At 45.3% G+C, this 22,343-nt stretch carries 15 protein-coding genes and 2 pseudogenes; 10 read left to right on the top strand and 7 right to left on the bottom strand.

Features of this window, described 5'->3' with window-relative positions; genetic code table 11:
- Nucleotides 1-233: 233 nt before the first annotated feature.
- The 7 genes and pseudogenes from CLIN57ABFB40_RS03230 to CLIN57ABFB40_RS03260 all read right to left on the bottom strand — a co-directional run bounded on the left by CLIN57ABFB40_RS03230 (nucleotide 234) and on the right by CLIN57ABFB40_RS03260 (nucleotide 7,836).
- Entirely contained in the window at nucleotides 234-1,409 is a 1,176-nt protein-coding gene (locus CLIN57ABFB40_RS03230) for a DUF418 domain-containing protein (protein WP_175628858.1), read from the bottom strand.
- A 96-nt stretch (nucleotides 1,410-1,505) separates the two neighbouring features.
- Nucleotides 1,506-2,300: pseudogene (gene nudC, locus CLIN57ABFB40_RS03235) on the bottom strand (NAD(+) diphosphatase); the annotation flags it as partial.
- 80 nt (nucleotides 2,301-2,380) lie between these two features.
- Nucleotides 2,381-4,060, bottom strand: coding sequence for an ABC-F family ATP-binding cassette domain-containing protein (locus CLIN57ABFB40_RS03240; protein WP_175628860.1), 1,680 nt, complete (start codon nucleotides 4,058-4,060; stop codon nucleotides 2,381-2,383).
- A gap of 789 nt (nucleotides 4,061-4,849) precedes the next feature.
- Nucleotides 4,850-6,223, bottom strand: a complete 1,374-nt coding sequence (locus CLIN57ABFB40_RS03245; protein ID WP_175628861.1) for an FAD-dependent oxidoreductase — start codon at nucleotides 6,221-6,223, stop codon at nucleotides 4,850-4,852.
- 127 nt (nucleotides 6,224-6,350) lie between these two features.
- Nucleotides 6,351-6,422 (bottom strand): annotated as a pseudogene (locus CLIN57ABFB40_RS03250) (hypothetical protein); the annotation flags it as partial.
- A gap of 89 nt (nucleotides 6,423-6,511) precedes the next feature.
- Nucleotides 6,512-7,351, bottom strand: coding sequence for an AraC family transcriptional regulator (locus tag CLIN57ABFB40_RS03255; protein WP_175628862.1), 840 nt, complete (start codon nucleotides 7,349-7,351; stop codon nucleotides 6,512-6,514).
- 2 nt (nucleotides 7,352-7,353) lie between these two features.
- Entirely contained in the window at nucleotides 7,354-7,836 is a 483-nt protein-coding gene (locus tag CLIN57ABFB40_RS03260; protein ID WP_175628863.1) for a cytidine deaminase, read from the bottom strand.
- Nucleotides 7,837-7,947: 111 nt separating this feature from the next.
- Here CLIN57ABFB40_RS03260 and CLIN57ABFB40_RS03265 point away from each other — a divergent pair, with 111 nt between their 5' ends.
- From CLIN57ABFB40_RS03265 to CLIN57ABFB40_RS03310, 10 genes are all read left to right on the top strand, one after another.
- Nucleotides 7,948-8,853, top strand: a complete 906-nt coding sequence (locus tag CLIN57ABFB40_RS03265) for a glucosaminidase domain-containing protein (RefSeq protein ID WP_175628864.1) — start codon at nucleotides 7,948-7,950, stop codon at nucleotides 8,851-8,853.
- Nucleotides 8,854-8,937: 84 nt separating this feature from the next.
- Nucleotides 8,938-10,296, top strand: coding sequence for an NAD(P)/FAD-dependent oxidoreductase (locus CLIN57ABFB40_RS03270; RefSeq protein ID WP_175628865.1), 1,359 nt, complete (start codon nucleotides 8,938-8,940; stop codon nucleotides 10,294-10,296).
- Between the two features lie 265 nt (nucleotides 10,297-10,561).
- Nucleotides 10,562-11,809: an efflux RND transporter periplasmic adaptor subunit gene (locus tag CLIN57ABFB40_RS03275; protein ID WP_175628866.1), complete on the top strand. Its 1,248-nt coding sequence runs from the start codon at nucleotides 10,562-10,564 to the stop codon at nucleotides 11,807-11,809.
- A 17-nt stretch (nucleotides 11,810-11,826) separates the two neighbouring features.
- Nucleotides 11,827-12,492: an ABC transporter ATP-binding protein gene (locus CLIN57ABFB40_RS03280; RefSeq protein ID WP_175628867.1), complete on the top strand. Its 666-nt coding sequence runs from the start codon at nucleotides 11,827-11,829 to the stop codon at nucleotides 12,490-12,492.
- Between the two features lie 85 nt (nucleotides 12,493-12,577).
- Nucleotides 12,578-13,867, top strand: a complete 1,290-nt coding sequence (locus CLIN57ABFB40_RS03285) for an ABC transporter permease (RefSeq protein ID WP_175628868.1) — start codon at nucleotides 12,578-12,580, stop codon at nucleotides 13,865-13,867.
- A 32-nt stretch (nucleotides 13,868-13,899) separates the two neighbouring features.
- A complete protein-coding gene (locus CLIN57ABFB40_RS03290; protein ID WP_175628869.1) occupies nucleotides 13,900-15,153 on the top strand; it encodes an ABC transporter permease in 1,254 nt (417 codons plus the stop codon).
- A gap of 84 nt (nucleotides 15,154-15,237) precedes the next feature.
- The gene (locus CLIN57ABFB40_RS03295) at nucleotides 15,238-17,850 is read left to right on the top strand and encodes an ABC transporter substrate binding protein (RefSeq protein ID WP_175628870.1); all 2,613 of its coding nucleotides are present in this window, start codon (nucleotides 15,238-15,240) and stop codon (nucleotides 17,848-17,850) included.
- Nucleotides 17,851-17,981: 131 nt separating this feature from the next.
- On the top strand, nucleotides 17,982-19,472 hold the full coding sequence (locus tag CLIN57ABFB40_RS03300; RefSeq protein ID WP_175628871.1) for a TolC family protein: 1,491 nt from the start codon (nucleotides 17,982-17,984) through the stop codon (nucleotides 19,470-19,472).
- A gap of 97 nt (nucleotides 19,473-19,569) precedes the next feature.
- Nucleotides 19,570-20,919 (top strand): sigma-54-dependent transcriptional regulator, encoded by a 1,350-nt coding sequence (locus tag CLIN57ABFB40_RS03305; protein WP_175628872.1) that lies wholly within the window; start codon nucleotides 19,570-19,572, stop codon nucleotides 20,917-20,919.
- Nucleotides 20,920-20,942: 23 nt separating this feature from the next.
- Nucleotides 20,943-22,256, top strand: coding sequence for a sensor histidine kinase (locus CLIN57ABFB40_RS03310; protein ID WP_175628873.1), 1,314 nt, complete (start codon nucleotides 20,943-20,945; stop codon nucleotides 22,254-22,256).
- The last annotated feature ends 87 nt before the right edge of the window (nucleotides 22,257-22,343 follow it).

A 22,343-nucleotide genomic window follows, 5' to 3' on the forward strand; every position in this document is an offset into this window, starting at 1 on the left:
CTGCTTTAGCACAGTTCTTTCAATTCCTTTGCATTCTTTAAGCCGACTTTCTAATCAATCTTGGAAGAATCTTGTTCTATTGGCATCATCTCAATTTCAATAAGCAGGCTGCGGATACACATGTTTTGTTGATGCTTTAGAGTGATACGTTCAGTTTCATATTCATAAGTTGTTCGTTTGTAGTTTGAGTGTATTTCGTAGCCTGCTTTCTTTATTTTATAAGAACCTTTTTGTTATTTTTTAGTTCCTATCCAAGTCCATTTATGCCATATCGTCTCCAACGGCCCTTGTTTATGTTTGGATAGCCACCACTTACAGAACTGAACCTGCAATATGCAAAGAACGATACCGATAATCAGACTTAGAGTATATCCGCAATAAGGAGCCAGATAAAATCCGAATGGAAAATAGATAATGGCACCCAGGATAGACTGGGAAATATAGTTTGTCAGACTCATCTTACCGTAGAAGCGCAGGCTGGAAACGGCTTTTTGAAATTTGGCTTTCTGATACAGTAAAATGAAAGAAGAAATTAATACGATGGTGAACGCGAATTTCTGCCACATATCAAAAGCGGTCCCTACTGTCTGTTGGATAAGGCTACTGTCACTATGCATGATTTGCTCTTTCAAAGAATAAAGAGGAGCGAAGCTGATAGCAGCGATAATAAGCGCTTTCATCCAGAATTTCAGATGAGATTCGGTGGTGACGAACAACTGTTTGCGTCCGATATACAGACCGAACAGGAAAAGTCCGGCAGTCTGTAAGAAACGTCCGGCGCCGATAGCCCAGAATAGGCTGGCTTTCTGCCCCAGAGTGACATTACCTATCAGGAACTCCCAGAAGTTGCCGTCTTTGGTGTAGGCAGCCACTTCGGCATACATCGCTCCAACGTTTAAGTCGGGCAGGGTATAGGCAGGGTTGAAAAGGCTCATAATGTAGTGGAACCATTCAATAGGTTGCAGCGAGAACAGGATAGCAGTGATTAAAATAGCCTTATCGCTCCATTTGCGTACGATAAACAGTACGATGCCGACCACAACAAACAGGAGCAGAACATCTCCTGCCGGAAAAAAAGCGGCGTTAAGAGTGGCAAAACCTGCAAGTAATACCATTCTCCATAAAAAACGATAGCCGAAGTCTTTTCCTTTCAACTGCTGGTTGTGCGACTGGATATAGAAAGTGAATCCGAAAAGCAGGGCGAAGATAGCGTAAGATTTTCCCGCAAACAGTGAGAATGTCGCGTTAAATACCCCGGCATCCAAAATGGTGAGCCATTCGGGAGAACTTTCCGGATAGACGGGGAAAATGAAATGCTCCAGGTTATGCACCAAGAGGATAGCCATGACGGCAAAGCCTCTGAGGGCATCTACTACTTCAATTCGTGGTGTTTTTGTTGATAATTCCATGAGGTTGGTTTATGATTGTTTTTTTAGTGAATATTCGTTTTACCCATATACCGGATAATATCGGCGGATACCTTTGATAATGTTTTCCATGTCCGGTTATTGGTTAGGAGATTCCAGCCACCAGTCAATCATCTTCCGTGCAAGGCTCAGTTTTCGGGGAAGTTCCGGTAGGTTATCCCGTGTATAGAAATCTCCGGAGCTTAACTCTTCCTCTTGCAATTTGATTTCTCCACCGGCATAATCTGCGATAAAACCGACCATCAACCCGCTGGGATAAGGCCATGTCTGATTGCCGAAATAAGTGATATTCTTCACGTCCAGTCCGGTTTCCTCTTTCACTTCACGCGCTACACATTCTTCTAGTGTCTCTCCGGTTTCCAAAAATCCGGCAACAAGACTGTTGAACGTTCCTTTAAAGTTGCGGGCATGGACCAGAAGCAGTGAATCTTCTTTTCTCACCAGGACGAGAACTGCGGTTGAAATGGACGGATATACTTCCCTTCCGCATTTCGGGCAACGTTTCATGATGTCCTCTTTCTGTTCCATAGGAGTGCCGCAGGCAGAGCAGAACTGGCTGTTTCTGTCCCAATGCAGAATCTCGTGCGCTTTTCCTGCTGTCTGGTAATGAGTCAGCGGGAGATACTCATATGAGGTACGAAGCCCAATCATCGTATACTGCCCTGTTTCTTCAATAGGCGCGGAGAGGGAGAAAGACTTGCAGTTTCTCCCTTCCAGCGTTGTGATATTGTGCACGGTTGTTTTTTCTTTGATGACAATAGGAGGTATTTCTCCATAAGGAAGGGCAAATGTGCCATCCTCTCTTTTCTCAAGTAATAGCTGGTCTTTATAAAAGACAAACCACCATGATTGCATTGTTCTATTCATTTTATTAGTCTTCTTTTGCTTCGCGTTGCGAAGGTATAAAAAACGGTATTAATATTTGATACTTTATCAGATAAAATATCAATGCATTAGCTTAATGCAATAGATTGGTCGATACCAATTTCCTGAATGAAATAATTATCGTGCGAAATGGCTATAACAGTACCGGCATAATTCTTGATAGTCGTAGTGACGATTTCAATACTCTGTATATCCAGATTATTGGTCGGTTCGTCCAGGATAAACATATCCGGTGTATTATTACTAATCATCAGGCAGCAGAAAGCGAGCCGCATCTTCTCACCACCGCTTAGTTTCCGACAGGATTTATCCCATTCGGATGCGGGAAACAGGTAACGGTTCAGAATAATCTTTATTTCGTGCTCCGGCAGGTTCCGGCTGTTGAAAGCGTAAGCCTGTTCGAGGATGCTGTTCCGGTCGTCGATGATAGAATACTCCTGATTCAGATAGACGTATGAGAAATCTGCCCGTGTGAGTGTTCCTTCCTGTGGCTGGAGTTGTCCGGTGATGATTTTCAGAAGAGTGGTCTTTCCGCTGCCGTTGGTCCCTTCTATGCGGAGACGGTCGCCGCTCTTTAGCTGAAAACTTATGGGAGTTTGCCAAAGCAGTTGTGCTGGCGGGTTATTGCCGTTGCTGCAGGAAGTATCATTCTCGCTTGGACAATCGTTCTCGTTTTGACTATCATTGTCGTTCAGGGTAGGATAATAACCGAAATTAATCTCTTTTGCTGTAACTAACGTTTTCCCAGTGTGCAGGGAAGAACTGTTGAAATCAGTCTTTAGCGCAGCTGTTGGAGAGAGTGAACCTCGGAGCTGGTTGCGTTCGTCGGTCAGTTTTTCAGCTTTCTCCTGATGGACGCTATTGAGTTTGCTGGTACTTTTTTCCGATTTGCTTTGCAATGCGTTTAGTACGATGCGTGGAACACCTTTTTTAATATTAGCTTTTTCGCCACGCACATTTTGCTTATCTCTTCGTTCGGCCGTTTCACGGGCTACCTTGCGGGCTATCCTCAATGCTTTCTCTTTCTCTTCGATACGCTGCTGTAAAGCTTCCTGCATCAGGGCTTTCTGTTCTTTGTAGAATTCGTAGTTCCCACCATAATACGTGATTTGGTGTTTCTCCAATTCACAAATTTCGGGAAGAAGATTGAGTAAAGTGCGGTCATGGCTTACTACAAGCAATGTTGATCGCCATTTCTCTACCCAATCATACAAACGTTGCCTGCCCGAAGAATCAAGATGATTGGTCGGTTCATCCATGAGGATGACAGATGGTGTGTGAATATCCATACCCGCTAAAAAGATACGGGTCTTTTCTCCGCCACTGAGCAGATGCATCGGGTAGGATAGGGGAAACTGCCCTATCCCCCACGAATCGAGGGCGGCGATGGAACGTTCTTCGATATTCCAGTCATCATCCAGTAGTGCGAAATTCTCTGTTGAGGCATCTCCTTCTAGAATAGCGTGTAGGGCTTTTTGCTTGCTGTCTATATGCAAGGCTTGGGCGATAGTTAATGAATCATATTGTCCAAAATGTTGTGGAATGTAATAAAGGTCGTCCGGTCGGACAATGACACCGGAAGACGGTGGTATTTGTCCGGCAATAATTTGCATCAGGGTCGATTTACCACAGCCGTTGTTGCCGACTAATCCCAGTTTCTGCCCCTTACTGATGGCAAAGTTGAGGTCACTGAATAATACTTCTTTATCCGGATGGATATAGCTGATTTGTTGAATACTTATAGGCATGGTTGTCTATTGGGTTTGAAGTGAAAGAAATAGTGAAAGATAATCACGGAGAAGAGGGCGACAAACACAATACTGGCTAAACAACACGGATTTCGTGATGCTTAACGATAAGTCAAAAGCATAAATGAAAAGTGATGTTTACTTAGAAGTGTTGTCTTACTTGGAAATTATCATTGTAGTAAGTATATAGTTTAACTTGGTCGCAAAGATAACACTTTCCGGTAAAATCCTACGTTATTTCGGCAGAAATGTTTTTTTAGAAGTTCTGTTTACTCAAATCAGAGCCTCTATTTACTGAATTCAGAGACTCTATTTACCTAATTTAGAACTTCTGTTTGCTTGGTTTACAGATTCTATTTGTCCGTTTTGCAGACTTTATGGCTTACACGAAGCTAGTAATTCTTCTATTCCTACTATTGTAGCTTTTCAAACTAGCTGTAAATCATGTACAGAACATTAAGAAAGAAGTTTCTTTCCATTAATAGGAAAGTTCCGCTTAGTAGGAAGTAAAGTTGTTTTGTACTAATAACAAACTATAAATGAAACTTGCATTTATAAAAACAAAGCTTTCATTTATAAAAATGGAACCTGAATTTATAAAAACAAAAGCTTTGTTTATAGTTTGAGATTAGTGCATAAAAAGTTTAGTACTAATCCAAAATAAGTTTGCTAGTAAGCTATATAAAGTTTGTTACTAATAGATTGGCTCATAGAACTATACCTTTCTACACAGAAATAAGGCTTTCAACGAAATCGCTGAAAGCCTTTATCCTTTAACTATGTTATCCTTTATACATCAAATAGTTGATTTAATCCCTCACTCATACTCGGATGAGTAAAGATGAAATCGCGTAGAAAAGCAGCATCTTGCCCGGTTTTCATAGCCATAGCTACGATGTTGATAATCTCGGGGGCATCGGCACAAAACAGCGTGCATCCCATAATCTTTCCGCTGTGGCTGTTCACAATAGTTTTTAGCATACCGTCCGTCTGTTGCAATGTGCGCGAACGGACTACGGAAGTGGCCGGTAAGCGAGAAACTTTAAAGGAATAACCTCTTTTCAGTGCTTCTTCTTCAGTGAGACCGATGTGAGCCAGCGGCGGGTCGATAAATACTGCATACTGAACAGGGTCACGGTCGCCGATATCCCGTTTTTTATCTCCGAAGAGCTGGTTGCGGATAATCCGGAAGTCGTCCAATGAAAGATAAGTGAATTGCGGACCGCCTTTCACATCGCCCATTGCCCATACATGAGGGACGGTAGTGCGCAACTGGTCGTTTACCACGATAGCTCCGTGGGCATCCACTTCCACGCCTGCTGCTTGCAGGTTCAATCCTTCAATCATAGGTTTCCGTCCGGTAGCGATAAGGATAGCGTCACCGTCCACAAAGTAAGGGGTTCCGTCGGACACATCCGAATAGGTCAGTGTCACACCGTCATTCGTATCATGGATAGATTGTGCACGGGCATTGAGATGAATCTCTATGCCTTTTCTTTCCATCACCTCTCTGACGCTTTTGGCAATATCCTGGTCGTTGCGGGGCATGAACCGGTTGCCGCTTTCAAGGATAGTCACTTTACTGCCGAATCCGGCATACATCGAAGCAAATTCCAGTCCGATATACCCACCGCCAACGATAATCAAGTGTTTGGGCAGGACGCTCGTATCTAGAAGAGTGGTACTGGTGTACACATGCTGGCTTTCCTTGAGCCCGTCGATTGCCGGAATAATGGGAGTAGAACCGGTATTGATGAAAATCTCTTTCCCTTGCAGTTCTATATTCCCGTCAGGGAGTGTCACTTTCAGGGTATTGGCAGATATGAAGGAAGCTGTCCCTGTGTAGACAGTCACGTTCGGATGTTTGCTTAATCTTTCGTAATTGTTTCCTCTAAGAAAAGAGGTCAGACGGTTTTTACGGGCAACAGCCTGTTTATACATGCTTGCCAGTTTCGGGAAATCCTCGTGATACAGTAGGGAAGAAATTCCGGCTTCGTGTATCAGAGTTTTTGTTGGGATACAAGCAATGTTCGGACAAGCCCCCCCATACATCATATCGGAGCGTTCGATGACGGCAACCTGCCATCCTCTGTTTGAAAGTTCGGCAGCCAGTGTTTTTCCTGCCTTGCCGAACCCTATAATAATTGCGTCATATTGTTTCATAACTTCTTTCTTTAACGATTTGTATTAGACTATATAACAGTCTGAAAATAAGATTTGTTCCGTTGCCCCAAGAAGTCAGAATCCTCTATAGTAGTGTGATTAGTCTTTTTTAAGTGTTTTGAGTATGCGTTGTGACGAGAAAGGAGAGTGTGTCGAGCGTCATGATAATAGCCTGTGTATCACCTATCAGCCCGACTTTTTCATTTTGTAGGGTTTTTGATTTAACTTACACCGCAAAGGTCGTGCTTTTTCAATCCCCCCAAAATGGCAATACTTCCGTATCCCTTATCAACTCTTCCCTTCCTGCGTATTTCTGAATTGTACGGCGCTCTGTCCCGTCATATTTTTGAAGAAACGGCTGAAAGAAGCTTGGTCTTCGAATCCCAGAATATCGGCAATTTCTTTGGCGCTTTTGTTACTGTAAAGCAAGAGGCGCTTGGCTTCCGCTTCCACCCGTTCGTGAATCACACGGAGCGGAGAGGGCAGTTTGCAAGTGGAAAAGATATTCGACAGTGTCTTGGGCGACTTATGCAGCATGTCGGCATAATCCTGCACCTGCTTCTTCGTCCGGTAATGTTCGTCAACGAGATTATAGTACTGGCGTATAATCTCGAAACCGGATTCTTTTTCACGAGTAATATTCATGCGATGGCGTGCAATCCGGGTACACTGGATGATGAACCTTTTCAGCAATATGCGCAGCATCTCTTCCTGCAAACTGTCGGAAACGGTGAATTCGTTTGCTAATGCTGTGGTGATGGCATCCAGTTCTCTGCGCTCTTTCTCATTCAGCGTGAAACGGATGAGATGGGACGAACCGTTGAAGAGGAAGCCGCTGCATGATACCTCATGGTCGTTACCATAAATACAGTAGAAATTACTGTTAAACAGTAAAGTCAGGTAATCGCCGTCGATTGATTTGAATTCGAGATGTTGCAGGTGGGTCAGTGAAATCACTTCATCTTTGGCAAGTACCATTTCCTGATGGTCTATCTCTACCGTGATGTTTCCGTTGCGTACCCATATAAACTTATAAAGTCCTTTTTCCTTTTGCAATGCTTTCTCCGTCAGGTATGAATCCGTAAGCGCGAGCGTTCCTTTTAGTTTTGTGTGATATTGCTGTAACATGGCTAATCCTCCATTGCTGATGCGTCAAATGATAACGGCAATAAATCACCTATACTTTTAATTTCGTAAATACACTCTTTGCCGTAGAGCAAGATACGGATGGGGTGTCCATATCTCTTTTCCGTTTCCAAAATTACCTGGCGGCAAGCACCACAGGGCGGAATCGGGTTGTCTATAAAGTCCTTTTCGGTTCTTGCGGCAATGGCAAGGGTAATGACCGGTTGGTCGGGGTATTGGGAATTGGCGTAGAATAGGGTTGTGCGTTCCGCGCAAAGTCCCGACGGGTAGGCGGCATTTTCCTGATTCGTTCCTGTTACCACGGTGCCGTTGCCTAACAGTGCGGCAGCCCCTACCGAGAAACGGGAATAAGGGGCGTAACTGCGTGCTGTTGCATCCATGGCTGTTTTCATAAGTGCCCGGTCGGCTTCATTCAACTCATTATATTGATATACTTTGATAACTGCGGTAATTATGAGGTCTTTCATACGCGTTGAGGTATTGGTTTCTAACAATTAATGTTACAAAGTTAGGAAAGAGATTGATAATCCCAATTATTTTTCAGATTTTTGTGTCCTATAATCCACATCTGAATTAAAATGGAGAACAAATTACATAGGCTTGTCTTTTTAACTATCGTATTCTTTTTTGCCATAGGAGTGCAAGCACAGAAACGGAACGCCCGTTATACCGAATATATAAATAAGTATAGTGACCTGGCTGTCGAACAAATGAAGCTTCATAAGATTCCCGCCAGTATCACGCTGGCGCAGGGACTGCTGGAAAGTGGTGCGGGATACAGCCAGTTGGCACGGAAAAGCAACAATCATTTCGGTATCAAATGCGGTAGTAGCTGGCGAGGACGTACGGTTCGCCATGACGATGACGCGCGCAACGAATGTTTCCGTGCCTACAAGCATCCGCGTGACTCCTACGAAGACCATTCCGATTTTCTCAGAAGAGGCGCCCGTTATGCTTTTCTTTTCAAACTGGACATTACCGACTATAAAGGCTGGGCACGCGGACTGAAAAAAGCGGGTTATGCCACCGACCCTTCCTATGCCAATCGTCTGATTACGATTATTGAAGATTACGACTTGTATAAATATGACCGCAAAGGCGTTTACTCGGAACGCAAGTTGCGGAAGAACCCTTGGCTGATGAATCCGCACCAGATTTACATTGCCAATGACATAGCTTATGTCGTTGCCCGTAGTGGGGATACTTTTCAGGATTTAGGGAAGGAACTGGACATTAGCTGGAAAAAGCTCGTGAAGTATAACGACTTGCATCGTGAATATACATTAATGCCGGGAGATATCATCTATCTGAAATCCAAAAAGAAGAAAGCTTCCAAACCTCATACCGTATATATCGTAAGAGACGGTGATTCCATGCACGGCATCTCCCAGAAATATGGTATCCGTCTGAAGAATCTGTATAAGATGAACCGCAAGGACGGTGACTATGTTCCGGAAGTGGGAGACAGGCTGCGCTTGCGATAAGTGCGCTTTCTGATAAAAATTGGATACCGCAAAAACTTAATGACTCATCCGCGTGTTATCATGTAGATAAAACATGATTGGAATATGAGTCTGAACATTGCAAAAAGTGATAAGAAGCGTGTCGTCATAGTAGGCGGTGGTTTCGGTGGTCTGAAGTTGGCTAACAAGCTGAAAAAGTCAGGCTTTCAAGTCGTATTGATAGATAAGAACAACTATCATCAGTTTCCTCCTTTGATATATCAGGTGGCTTCGGCGGGTATGGAACCTACTTCTATCTCTTTCCCCTTCCGCAAGATTTTCCAGCATCGGAAAGATTTCTATTTCCGTATGGCGGAAGTACGTGCCATTTTCCCGGAGAAGAATATGATTCAGACTTCTATCGGGAAAGCTGAATATGACTATCTGGTTCTGGCAGCAGGCACTACCACCAATTTCTTTGGCAACAAGCATATCGAAGAGGAAGCCATGCCGATGAAAAACGTGTCGGAAGCAATGGGACTGCGGAATGCCCTTTTGGCAAATCTGGAACGGGCACTTACCTGCTCTACCAAGCAGGAGCAACAGGAATTACTTAACATTGTAATTGTAGGCGGCGGCGCTACCGGCATCGAAGTGGCGGGAATACTCTCCGAAATGAAAAGGTTTGTATTGCCGAATGATTATCCGGATATGCCCAGCAGCTTGATGAACATCTATCTGATTGAAGCGGGCCCGAGATTGCTGGCAGGAATGTCGGAAGACTCCTCAGCCCATGCGGAAAAGTTTCTTCGTGAAATGGGCGTGAATATACTGCTTAATAAGCGTGTGACCGATTACCGTGACCATAAAGTCATACTTGAGGACGGCACTGAGATTGCCACGCGTACTTTTATATGGGTGAGCGGTGTCACCGGAGTGACTATTGGAAATATGGATGCTTCGTTGATAGGTCGTGGCGGACGTATCAAAGTCGATTCCTTCAACCGTGTGGAAGGAATGAACAATGTGTTTGCTATCGGCGACCAATGTATCCAGTCATCCGATGAAAATTACCCGAACGGACATCCCCAACTGGCACAAGTCGCTATCCAACAAGGCGAACTGCTGGCAAAGAATCTGATACGCCTTGAAAAAGGACAGGAGATGAAGCCTTTCCATTACCGTAATCTAGGTTCGATGGCAACGGTGGGACGTAACCGTGCCGTTGCGGAATTCAGTAAGGTGAAGATGCAGGGGGGGGTTGCCTGGGTAATGTGGCTGGTCGTTCATCTGCGTTCCATCCTTGGGGTGCGGAATAAGGTAGTAGTTCTTCTCAACTGGATATGGAATTATTTCACTTATGACCAGTCCATGCGTATGATTGTCTATGCCCGTAAGGCAAAAGAAATCCGTGACCGGGAAGCTGTTGAGGCAACTACTCATTTGGGGAAAGACTTGCTAAAAGAACCGCAGCAAACAAAATAAATGGGATAACCGCAATAAACAAAACAAATATAAGAACAGAATAACAAAACAAACAAAATATACGCAACAAGCAAAACAAACAAAAATATAAGTCCGCTTTATGTGGCTCCGTCTTGTTCTTAGACGGTAAATTCGTACAGGGTGTTCGATTTCGGACACCCTGTGTTTTTAATTATCCTCTGTTTATCAGTAGTTTATGGTTTTGGCATAGATTTGGTATAATAAATGCCGAATAAATACATGATAAAATCATAAACAACCAGATATGGACAGAGAAATTCCAAAAGAAGTTCGTCAGAAAGAACGCAATAAGAAAATCATTCGTTACTCGCTCATTGGAGTGGCGGGAATTATTGTTGTCAGCGTACTCATTTCTTTGATGAGGGCGGGAGTAGAAGAAAAAGACCTTGTTATCTCTACTATTGACAAAGGAGTGATTGAAGTCAGTGTCAGCGCGTCGGGAAAGGTAGTCCCTGCTTTTGAAGAGATTATCAATTCACCTATTAACTCCCGTATCCTCGAAATCTATAAAAAAGGGGGCGATAGCGTAGACATCGGCACTCCGATTCTGAAACTCGACCTTCAAAGTACGGAAACGCAATATCAGAAACTTCTGGACGAAGAGAAAATGCGCCAGTATAAGCTCGACCAGCTCCGTGTCAACAATCAGACCAAGCTCTCCGATATGGCAATGCAGATTAAAGTTTCCGCCATGAAACTGAGCCGGATGAAAGTGGAACTAAGAAACGAGCACTACCTGGACAGTCTCGGAGCAGGAACGACGGATAAAGTCCGTCAGGCGGAACTAAGCTACAATGTCGCCCAGCTTGAGTATGAGCAACTCCAACAGCAATATAAAAATGAACAGGAAGTAGCCGCCGCCGAACTGAAAGTGCAGGAGCTTGATTTCAATATCTTCCGCAAGAGTCTGGCGGAAATGAAACGTACCTTTGAAGACGCGCAAATCCGCTCTCCCCGCAAAGCAATCCTTACCTATATTAATAATCAGATTGGCGCACAGATTTCGCAAGGAGAGCAGGTGGCTGTTATCTCCGATTTAAGTCACTTTAAGGTAGAAGGCGAAATTGCCGATACCTATGGCGACCGTGTGTCGGCAGGTGGAAAGGCGGTTGTGAAGATAGGCAGTGACAAACTGGAAGGAACCGTCAGCAGTGTGACGCCCCTTTCAAAGAATGGAGTCATCTCTTTCAGCGTACAGCTGAACGAAGACAATCATCACCGTCTGCGTTCGGGCTTGAAGACAGATGTCTATGTGATGAACGCTATGAAAGAAGATGTGATGCGCATTGCCAATGGCTCTTATTATGTGGGACGCGGCGAATATGAACTGTTTGTCTGCGACTCGGACAGCGAACTGGTAAAACGTAAAGTACAATTGGGAGATTCCAATTTTGAATATGTAGAAGTAATAAGTGGTTTGCAACCGGGTGATAAAGTGGTTGTCAACGACATGAGTGCATATAAGAACAAGAATAAATTGAAGATTAAATAAACTAAATACAAGAAGTTATGATAACACTGAACTCTCTTTCAAAAATTTACCGTACGGACGAGATTGAAACGGTAGCGTTGGAAAATGTGAATCTGACGGTAGAGCGTGGCGAATTTCTGAGTATAATGGGACCTTCAGGATGTGGAAAATCTACTTTGCTGAATATAATGGGACTGCTCGACGCGCCTACAATGGGGACGATAGAAATAAATGGAATCCGCATCCAAGGGATGAAGGACAAGGAACTGGCAGCTTTCCGTAACAAGACACTTGGTTTCGTTTTTCAGTCTTTCCATCTGATAAGTTCGCTGAATGTAATGGATAATGTGGAACTGCCGCTGCTCTATCGCCGTGTCGGTAACAGCGAACGCAAACGGTTGGCACAGGAAGTGCTGGAGAAGGTGGGACTAAGCCACCGCATGAATCATTTCCCCACACAGCTTTCCGGTGGTCAGTGCCAGCGCGTAGCTATTGCCCGTGCCATCATCGGTAATCCGGAAATAATTCTTGCTGATGAGCCGACAGGTAATCTGGACTCCAGAATGGGAGCCGAAGTCATGGAACTTCTCCATCGTCTGAACAAAGAAGACGGGCGTACCATCGTAATGGTGACTCATAATGAAGAACAGGCGAAGCAGACATCCCGTACCATCCGTTTCTTTGACGGACGGCAGGTGCGATAAATCTCTTTGTAGAATATTGCAGGTACAGTTCTGGTTATCATTGAAAGATGAATAAAAATAGATTAAACGTTATAATGATACGATAATGATAAAACTCTACTTCAAGCAGGCATTCCAACTGCTGAAAGAAAATAAACTGCTTTCTTTTATCTCTATCATCGGCACGGCATTGGCTATTGCCATGATAATGGTGATTGTAATCACTTTGCGTGCGACCATTGCTCCTTTTGCACCGGAGACTCATCGTGACCGCATGCTTGTCTTCCGTTATGCCGGGCTCCAGAATAAATCAAACGTAAACTGGCAGAGCAACGGCTCTATCGGATATAACACGGCAAAGGCCTGTTTCAAAGAGATGACCGTGCCCGAAGCGGTGTCCATCACCAATTCTTTCCGGGAAACGATGTTGGCAGCCAAACCGGCAGGCGAAATGGAAAGTTGCAGCGTACTGCAAACGGATGATGCTTTTTGGAAAGTATTTGAATTTGATTTTCTCTCCGGTAAGCCGTATGATAATGCCGATTTTGATGCCGGAGCAGCGAAAGCCGTTATATCCGAAGATATGGCGCGTCGGTTGTTCGGAACGTCGGAAGTCGTAGGAAAGACGTTCTTGCTGAATCATTCTGCTTACTTGATAAGCGGAGTAGTGCGCCCGGTATCCAAATTGGCACGATACGCTTATGCGCAAGTCTGGATTCCTTTAAGTTCGACGAATGCTTTCACCGCAACTTGGGGATATGAAAATATCATGGGAATGGTTTCTGTTTTCATATTAGCTAAATCAGAAAAAGACTTTCCGGCTATTCGCAATGAAGCAGACCGCCTGAGGACAGTATTTATGGCAGGGCATCCTAATTTCGATTTGCTCTATCGCGGACAACCCGACACGTATTTCGTTGCTTCACAACGATATTCCGCCAATAATCCCCCGGCAGTGAAACAAGCCGTCCGGCAATATATAATAACATTACTTGTATTTCTGATTGTTCCTGCGGTCAACCTGTCCGGCCTCACTTTATCACGTATGCGCAAACGTCTCTCCGAAATAGGAGTGCGGAAAGCCTTCGGTGCCCCAAGAAGAGAATTAATGATGCAGGTACTTTCCGAAAACATGCTTTATTCGCTTTTTGGTGGTATCTTCGGATTATTATTGAGCTACATTGCCGCTTTCCTTCTCGGGGGAATGTTGTTCTCCGTAGACTTCGTATCCGATGGGGTGAACGATTTGCGGACGATGTGCGTCGACCTCTTGTTTGACCCTGTCGTATTCCTGTTGGCATTCCTAGCCTGCTTCCTGCTCAACTTGCTCAGTGCGGCTATTCCGGCATGGAGAATCACCCGTACCAATATTGTAGATGCCATAAATGAGAGATAACCCGAACAGTCAACTAATAAATTGAAAAGAAGATGCAGCTATTAAAACAAATATGGAACGAACGCCGGTCGAACGGATGGTTGTGGACAGAGTTATTACTTGTTTTTGTTGTCCTGTGGTATGTAGTCGACTGGACATATGTGACCGCCCGTACCTATTATGAACCGGTAGGGTTTGATATTACCGATACCTACTATCTGGAGCTTAGCCTGAAAAATAACAAGAGCAACTCCTATATCCCTAAAGATAAAAAGAATACCACGTTGGGGCAGGACATTACTGAACTGGTAAACCGTCTTCAACGATTGCCGGAAGTGGAAGCAGTTTCCATATCCAATAATGCACGTCCTTATATCGGAAGTAATTCCGGTAGTATATTGCGTGTTGATACCGTAGTCCGTAATCCCTTGCGGCGTACGATGACTCCTGAGTTTTTTCAGGTATTCCGTTACCAAAGCGCAGATGGTCGTGGTTATGAACCGTTGGTACAGGCTTTGAAAAACGGGAATGTGGTAGTTAGTGGGAATTTTTGGCCGGATGATTATAAGGGTGACCGCACATTATTGGGCAAGGAAATGGTGAATGTGGATGATTCTACCCAAGTGCACAAGATAGGAGCTGTATCGGCAAAAGTTCGCTACAATGATTTTTGGCCTAATTATAGCGATATTTATATAGCTAATGCTTTCACTGAAAAGCAAATGGCTGAGCTTGATGATGACTTTTATCCTTCCAGCCTGGAAGTTTGCTTGCGGGTGAAGCCGGGTACTAGTAAAGACTTTCCGGAACATTTGATGAATCTGTCAGCCAGCCAGTTGAGTGTTGGTAATCTGTTCATTCTGAAAGTACATGATTATGAAAATATACGGAATGACTTTCAACAGGGTAATTACAATCAGGTACAGGTTCGTTTCTGGATGATGGGCTTTCTGTTGCTGAATATCCTGTTGGGGATTGTCGGTACATTCTGGTTCCGCACGCAACATCGCCGTTCCGAATTGGCTCTTCGTGTGGCGGTCGGCTCAAGCCGGATGCAACTTTGGGGGCGACTGAACAAAGAAGGACTGTTACTGCTTACTTTGGCGGCTTTGCCTGCTGCCGTGATTTGCTATAACATAGGCTACCTGGATTTAACTGGCGGATATATGGAATGGGGAATTACCCGTTTCCTTATAACGTTTGTCGTAACTTATTTCCTGATGGCTGTGATGATACTGGCCGGTATTTGGTTTCCTGCCCGTCAGGCAATCCGCATACAGCCGGCAGAAGCATTGCGCGAGGAATAAAAAAATAAGGCTATTTGCATTGTTTTCAATATAATAACTTATCTTTGTGCGCATAATACTGAAAACAATGCAGTTTTTTTGCTTATGAATAGACGATATTACTGTTTGTTTGTAGTTCTCTTTTTAGCTGTCCTCGTTCAGGCGGTAGCTTCGGAAAGTACATTCAATATACTCTTCATCCAGTCATATACTTCTCAGACTCCTTGGCACAGTGACCTTAATCAAGGTTTGGTGAAAGGATTCAGAGAGAGCGGGGTGAAGGTGAATATTACGACAGAATATCTGGACGCTGACTTCTGGGCATTCAATTCGGAGAAAGTAATCATGCGTCGTTTTTGCGAACGTGCCCGTGAGCGTCGGACGGACTTGATTGTAACGGCGAGCGATGAGGCTTTCTATACACTCTTCGCATGCGGAGACTCGCTGCCATTGCAGGTTCCGGTTGTCTTTTTCGGTATCAAGTATCCTGACGCAAAACTGCTTGCAGCTCACCCCAATGTCTGCGGATTCACGACCAATCCCGATTTTGATGTCATTCTGCGTCATGCGCAAAAGATATTTCCCCAGCGAAAAGATGTTGTTTGCGTGATAGATAATAGTTTTCTGAGTAACAAAGGTTGCGATGACTTTGAAGAAGGGTGGGAAATCTTCCAACAGGATAACCCGGATTATAGCATGAAAATTTATAATACTCAGAATCATACCACCAGTCACATTATTGCGGCAATTTGTTATCCGAGCAATAGCTACGGGCGCATTGTGATTGCTCCCAAATGGTCGCCTTTCCTTTCGTTCGTAGGCAAAAACTCCAAAGCTCCGGTGTTCTCAACCCAGACTGTGGGACTGACCAACGGTGTCTTCTGCGCCTATGACAGCGATGCCTATGCTTCTGCGTTTATGGCAGGTCAAAGAGCTTCACAGGTATTGAAAGGGACTTCTCCACTGAGTATCGGAGTGACACAAGCCGAACAGGGATTTATATACGACTACAAGCAACTGGAATTTTTCCATGTTGACCCCGATAAAGCGACAGCTGCTGGCGGAATCATTGTCAACGAACCCTATTGGGAGAAATACAAATTCCTCTTCATCCTTCTCTATCCGTCCATCCTGGCCTTATTGATAGCATCTATCGTATGGCTGATGCGTGCCAACCGTCGCGAATCCAAACGACGGATACAAGTCCAGACCCGCCTGCTCGTACAGAACAAACTGGTAGAACAGCGCAATGAGTTTGACAATGTTTTCCACTCCATCCGCGATGGCGTGATAACGTATGATACAGACCTACATATCCATTTCACGAACCGTTCTTTGTTGAGGATGCTCCATCTGCCGTATGAGTCGGGCGGACGTTTTTATGAAGGGATGGTGGCAGGCAGTATTTTCAATATCTATCATGAAGGGCAAAATATTCTTCATAAAATGCTGAAACAGGTAGCCCGTACGGGAGAGAGCGTACAGATACCACAAGGCTCTTTTATGAAAGAAGTGTACAGTGAGAATTACTTCCCGGTATCCGGAGAAATCGTTCCGATTTATTCGAAAGGGGGAATTACGGGCATGGCTCTTTCCGCACGTAACATCTCGGATGAAGAAATGCAGAAACGTTTCTTTGATATGGCACTGGATGAAAGTTCCATATACCCGTGGCAGTTTGATATGAAAACCAATTGCTTTATTTTCCCGCAAGGTTTCCTTGTGCGGATGGGATATGACGAATCAGTCACTACCATCACCCGTGAAGAGATGAACTGTACGATTCATCCGGACGATTTGAAGGAAATCGTTCCTCAATTTGACAAGGCATTGACAGGAGAGAATAAGAATCCCCGTCTGAGTTTCCGCCAACGCAATGTGAATGGTGAATATGAGTGGTGGGAATACCGTTCTTCAGCTATCGGCGGTCTGACACAGGATTCACTGTACGGCATATTGGGTGTGTGTCAAAGCATCCAGCGATATAAGACAGCCGAACAGGAAATGAGGGAAGCGCGCGATAAAGCTCTCCAGGCAGATAAACTGAAATCTGCTTTCCTCGCCAATATGAGCCACGAGATTCGTACTCCGTTGAATGCCATTGTAGGCTTCTCCGACTTGTTGAGTGATACAAGCGGCTTCACGGAAGAAGAAATTGCCCAGTTTATAGCGACTATTAACAAGAACTGTGGCCTGTTGCTGACATTGATAAACGACATTCTTGATTTGTCCCGTATCGAGTCCGGCACGATGGAATTCATGTTTGCAGACCATAACCTGCCTTTACTTTTAAAGACCGTCCACGATTCGCAAAGGCTGAACATGCCGTCGGGCGTAGAACTGGTATTGCGTATGCCCGAAAGCGACAAGAAATATCTGAAAACAGATAATGTCCGCTTGCAGCAGGTAGTCAATAACCTGATTAATAACGCTGCCAAGTTTACGAGTAGCGGGTTTATCACTTTCGGCTATGAAGAAGATGAAGTCCCCGGATATACCCGTATTTTTGTAGAAGATACAGGTGTCGGCATTTCAGAAGAGGGCATCCGGCATATTTTCGAACGGTTCTATAAAGTCGATAACTTCACGCAAGGAGCCGGACTGGGGTTGAGTATCTGCCAAACTATCATCGAACGTCTGAAAGGTTCCATCTCCGTGACTTCCGAGGTAGGTAAAGGTACTCGTTTCACCGTACGCCTTCCCAACCATTACGAATAATCCCGAACGTTCGTTTTTGCGTATAGTGTCCGAAAATGAACACTATGCTTATCTTGTAACCGATTGGAAATAAATGCTTTATTCTTTTGGCACATCGTTTGATTCTCCTTTAGTGGAAAATACTGTGCATAATGAAAAAGAAAAGTATATTAGTAGCTCTTGCCGCAGTTTGCCTTCCATTGGCATTGTCGGCTCAGAAAGAAGGACAGAAAGAAAGGGAGATAACCTTAAATGAAGCTATCGCAATGGCACGTTCGCAATCCGTTGATGCAGCCGTTGCACTGAATGAACTGAAAACCGCCTATTGGGAGTACCGTACCTTCCGTGCCGACCTTCTGCCGGAAGTCAATCTCACCGGCACTTTGCCCAATTACAATAAATCATACAGTTCTTATCAGAATTCCAATGGTTCCTACAGCTTCGTCCGCAACAGTGCACTGGGGCTTTCCGGCGAACTTTCCATCGACCAGAACATTTGGCTGACCGGCGGTAAACTCTCTCTGACTTCCTCTCTCAACTATATGAAACAACTCGGTTCCGGTGGTGACCGCCAGTTTATGTCCGTCCCCGTAACCTTGAAACTTACACAACCCATCTTTGGAGTGAACAACATCAAGTGGGACAGGCGCATCGAACCGGTGCGCTATGCGGAAGCGAAAGCGGCTTTTATCACCGCTACTGAAGAAGTGACGATGCGCGCCATTACCTATTACTTCAATCTCCTGCTGGCAAGAGAAAACCAGGGCACCGCCCAACAGAACCGGAAAAACGCCGACCACCTCTACGAAGTAGCCCTTGCCAAACGGAAGATGGGGCAGATTTCCGAAAACGAACTCCTGCAACTCAAACTTTCCGCCCTGAACGCGAAAGCGGCCTTGACGGAAGCGGAGAGCGACTTGAATGCCAAGATGTTCCAGCTCCGTGCCTTCCTGGGAGTAGGAGAGGATGAGATACTCCGTCCTGTCATTCCCGAAGCCGTAGACGGCTCAAAGATGGAATATAATAGGGTATTGAACAAAGCGCTCGAACGTAACTCATTCGCGCAGAATATCCGTCGCCGCCAGTTGGAAGCCGATTATGAAGTGGCTACGGCACGGGGCAACTTGCGTAGCGTCGACCTCTTTGCCAGCATAGGATATACCGGAGAAAACCGTAATTTCCCCACCGTCTATAAAAACTTGCAAGATAACCAGATAGTACAGGTAGGCGTCAAAATACCTATCCTGGATTGGGGAAAACGCCGTGGCAAGGTTCGTGTAGCCAAAAGCAACCGTGATGTGGTACTTTCAAAGATTCGCCAAGAACAGATTAATTTCAATCAGGATATTTTCCTGCTGGTGGAACATTTCAACAATCAGGCACAACAGTTGACTATCGCCAAAGAAGCCGACGCTATCGCCCAGCAACGTTACAAGACCAGTATCGAAACTTTCCTGATAGGCAAGATTAATACCCTCGACCTAAACGACGCTCAGAACTCAAAAGACCAGGCAAGACAAAAACATATTTCCGAACTTTATTATTATTGGTATTATTTCTACCAAATCCGCAGCCTGACGCTTTGGGATTTCCGTACCAACACCGAACTGGAAGCTGATTTTGATGAAATTATCCGGCAATAAAAAGCGGAAAGCATGATGTCCGTTAGTAATTTTTTGTAGATTTGCAATATCATAAAGATACTGTAACTATCTTCCCTGATAAATAAAGACACGAATCATGATTCTGATAATTGACGATGACAGCGCAGTGCGCTCTTCCCTCAGCTTCATGCTGAAGCGGGCAGGGTATGAGGCACAGGCAGTTCCCTCTCCCCAGGAAGCCATGGATGTGGTGCGTTCCGTAACTCCTGACTTAATCTTGATGGATATGAATTTCACCCTTTCCACAACGGGCGAAGAAGGTCTGACTTTGCTCAAGCAAGTAAAGATATTCCGTCCCGAAACTCCGGTTATATTGATGACCGCTTGGGGAAGTATCCAACTTGCCGTGCAGGGAATGCAGGCAGGTGCTTTCGACTTCATCACAAAACCCTGGAACAACGCCGCCCTGTTGCAACGAATCGAAACCGCCTTGGAACTCTCAACGACTTCTAAAGAAACTACACAGGAACAAAGCGACTCCTTCGACCGCAGCCATATCATCGGACGCAGCCAAGGTCTGACGGACGTATTGAATACCATCGCCCGTATCGCAAATACCAACGCTTCCGTGCTAATCACGGGCGAGAGCGGGACAGGCAAAGAACTAATAGCCGAAGCCATCCATATCAACAGCCAGCGTGCGAAGCACCCGTTTGTAAAAGTCAATTTGGGCGGTATTTCCCAAAGCCTGTTCGAGAGTGAAATGTTCGGGCATAAGAAAGGAGCTTTCACTGATGCTTCCGCCGACCGTATCGGACGTTTCGAAATGGCGAACAAAGGAACTATCTTCTTGGATGAAATCGGTGACCTCGACCCTTCCTGCCAGGTGAAACTGTTGCGTGTATTGCAAGACCAGACTTTCGAGGTTCTCGGCGACAGCCGTCCCCGCAAGACCGACATCCGTGTAGTCTCCGCCACCAATGCCGACCTGCGCAAGATGGTGAGCGAACGCTCTTTCCGCGAAGACCTGTTCTACCGCATCAACCTGATAACTGTAAAACTGCCCGCCTTGCGCGAACGCCGCGAAGACATCCCGCTGCTGGCACGTCATTTTGCCGACCGTCAGGCTGCAATCAACGGATTACCTCACACGGACTTCTCTGCCGACGCCATGCAATTCCTGAGCCGTTTGCCTTTCCCCGGAAATATCCGTGAACTGAAGAATTTGGTAGAAAGAACCATACTGGTAAGTGGCAAACCACTTCTCGACGCTTCCGACTTCGACGCCCAATACATTCGCCACGACGATGCAAGAGCAGTCGAAGGCGCATCCCTGGCAGGTATGACATTGGATGAGATAGAACGGCAGACCATCCTTCAAGCACTGGAACGTTACAAAGGAAATTTGAGTCAGGTAGCTACGGCATTGGGTATCAGCCGTGCCGCCCTCTACCGCCGTCTCGAAAAATATAATATTACTGTATAGGTAACCATTAACCACAGATAAACGTGCGTATAAAAGGATTTTTCTACATACTTGTCTTTCTGTTGCTGGCATTGGGTAGTGTATTGCTGCTCCTTTCCAGTCAACTGAATGTAGTCTTCTTCTATATAGGAGAGGGGTTGATACTTTTCATCCTCATTTATCTGACCTTTTTCTATCGCAAGCTCGTAAAACCTTTAAATACCATCGGAAGCGGCATGGACTTGCTGCGCGAGCAGGATTTCAGCAGCCGCCTCAGTCCGGTGGGACAATACGAAGCCGACCGTGTCGTAAATGTCTTCAACCGCATGATGGAACAACTCAAGAACGAACGTCTCCGTCTGCGCGAACAAAATCACTTTCTCGACCTGCTGATTAACGCTTCCCCGATGGGGGTCATTATCACAACCCTCGACGACGACCTCTCGCAACTAAACCCGATGGCATTGAAAATGCTCGGTGTCCGTCTGGAAGACGTACAAGGCAAGAAGATGAAAGAGATAGACTCCCCGCTAGCCATGGAGCTGGCCAACGTCCCGAAAGGCGAGACAACCACCGTCCGCTTGAACGACTCTAATATCTACCGTTGCACTCACTCTTCCTTTATCGACCATGGATTTCAACACCCTTTCTTCCTCGTAGAAAGCCTGACGGACGAAGTGATGAAAGCCGAAAAGAAAGCCTACGAGAAGGTAATCCGCATGATAGTCCATGAAGTGAACAACACGACCGCCGGCATCACTTCCACACTGGACACCGTAGAACAAGCCCTTTCCACCGAAGAAGGCATGGACGACATCTGCGATGTGATGCGTGTGTGTACCGAACGCAGCTTCTCCATGAGCCGTTTCATCACCCGCTTTGCCGACGTTGTGAAGATACCCGAGCCTACCGTCTCGCCCGTCAACCTGAACGACCTGGCTTTTACCTGCAAACGTTTCATGGAAGGAATGTGCAACGACCGCCATATCAAGCTCCGCATGGAACCGGACGAAAGCCTGAAAGATGTCATGGTGGATGCCGCCCTCTTCGAGCAAGTACTTGTGAACATCATCAAGAACGCCGTCGAAAGCATCGAAACAGACGTCGAAAGCATCAGGACAGACGGAGAAATCATTATCCGTACCTTGTCTCCCGCCACTATCGAAATCACAGACAACGGCAAAGGCATCAGCAAGGAAACGGAAGCGAAACTGTTCAGCCCTTTCTTCTCTACCAAACCGAACGGGCAGGGCATCGGCCTTATCTTTATCCGCGAAGTACTGATGCGCCACGGGTGCACCTTTTCATTGCGGACTTATGCCGACGGATTGACCAAATTTCAGATTGTTTTTCCTTGATTGTGTTAAATAAGAACAGTTCTTCCGTCAAACAGACCTTTTTTTGAATTCAAATACCCGTACCTTTGCCCCGCTCAATTCAATAGG

It is taken from the genome of Bacteroides acidifaciens (genome assembly GCF_903181435.1).
Taxonomy (GTDB): Bacteria; Bacteroidota; Bacteroidia; order Bacteroidales; family Bacteroidaceae; genus Bacteroides.